The organism is Actinopolymorpha sp. B9G3, from assembly GCF_040120725.1.
Taxonomy (GTDB): Bacteria; Actinomycetota; Actinomycetes; order Propionibacteriales; family Actinopolymorphaceae; genus Thermasporomyces.
In genome coordinates this window covers 1-1,358 of sequence record NZ_JBEEAB010000075.1, presented here as the reverse complement: position 1 = coordinate 1,358, position 1,358 = coordinate 1, and the positions used below count along the sequence as shown (strand labels likewise).

General features: G+C 68.6%; 1 protein-coding gene. It reads right to left on the bottom strand.

The window, feature by feature from the left end:
• On the bottom strand, positions 1–1,358 hold a 1,358-nt coding region (locus tag ABNF93_RS34635; protein ID WP_349332498.1), incomplete at both ends, for a sugar porter family MFS transporter.

The following is a 1,358-nucleotide window of genomic DNA, read 5'->3' as shown; positions in this document are numbered from 1 at the left end:
GATGCGCCTCACCACGAACACCAGGGAGAGTGCCGCGAAGAACGTGTAGATGCCGTACGCGAATCCGAGGCCGATCGCCTGCAGCGTCGGGAACGTCGTCGAGACGGTGAAGTTCGCCAGCCACTGTGCGGCGGCGGCGACCGCAAGGGCCTGGGCACGGATCTGGTTGGGGAACATCTCGCCGAGCAGGACCCACACCACGGGTCCCCAGCTCAGTCCGAAGAACACGACGTAGAGGTTCGCGGCGACCAGGGCGACCGGCGCCATGATTCCCTGCAGCACCGGTTCGCCGCCGATGACCGGAGCGGTCCCGAAGGCGAACGCCAACGTGCCCAAGGTGAGCATCATGCCCGTCGACCCGATGGTGAGCAGCGGCTTGCGCCCGACCTTGTCGATGGTCGCGATCGCGATCAAGGTGGTGAGAATGTTGGTCACCGACGTGATCACCGTGATGATCAGGGAGTCCGCCTCGCTGAACCCGACCGCCTGCCACAGGACGGACGAGTAGTAGAAGATCACGTTGATGCCGACGAACTGCTGGAACACCGACAACAAGATGCCGACCCACACGATCGGCAGCAGGCCGAGCCGGGGGCCGCGCAGGTCCGACAGCCGCATCCTGCGATCCGCGGCGAGGGTCTGGTCGATCTCGGCGATCTTCGCCTCGACGTCACCGCCGAGGTACTTCCGGAGGACCTTTCGCGCCTCTGCGGTGCGTTCCTTCGCGACGAGGAAGCGCGGTGACTCGGGCAGGCGGGACGCGAGCGCACCGTAGGTGAGCGCCGGGATCAGCAACGACAGGAACATCCACCGCCACGCGTCGAGGCCGAGCCAGAGCTCCTCGCGGGCGCCTCCGGCCAGTGTGGCCAGTACGTAGTCGACGAGGAGGGCGACGAAGATCCCGGTCACGATCGCCAACTGCTGCAGCGAACCCAGGCGGCCGCGGATCCGGGCCGGCGAGATCTCGGCGATGTACGCCGGAGCGATCACCGAGGCGGCACCCACGCCCATCCCGCCGATGAACCGCCACAGCGCGAGGTCCCAGATGGCGAACGCGAATCCGGAACCGAGCGCGCTCACGGCGAACAACGCCGCGGCGATCAGCATGACCCGGACCCGGCCGAGGCGGTTGGCCAGCGGACCGGCGGACCAGGCGCCCAGCGCCGACCCCAGCAGCGCCGCCGCCACCGCCAGGCCGAGAACGAACGGGTTGACGGCAAAGGTGTCGCGCACCGCACCGACCGCACCGTTGATGACAGCTGTGTCATAACCGAAGAGAAAGCCGCCGAGCGCCGCCGCCGCGGCGACCGGGGCGACCCTGCCGGTCGGCCCCGCGGGTGCACCCGGGGGTTCGGTCA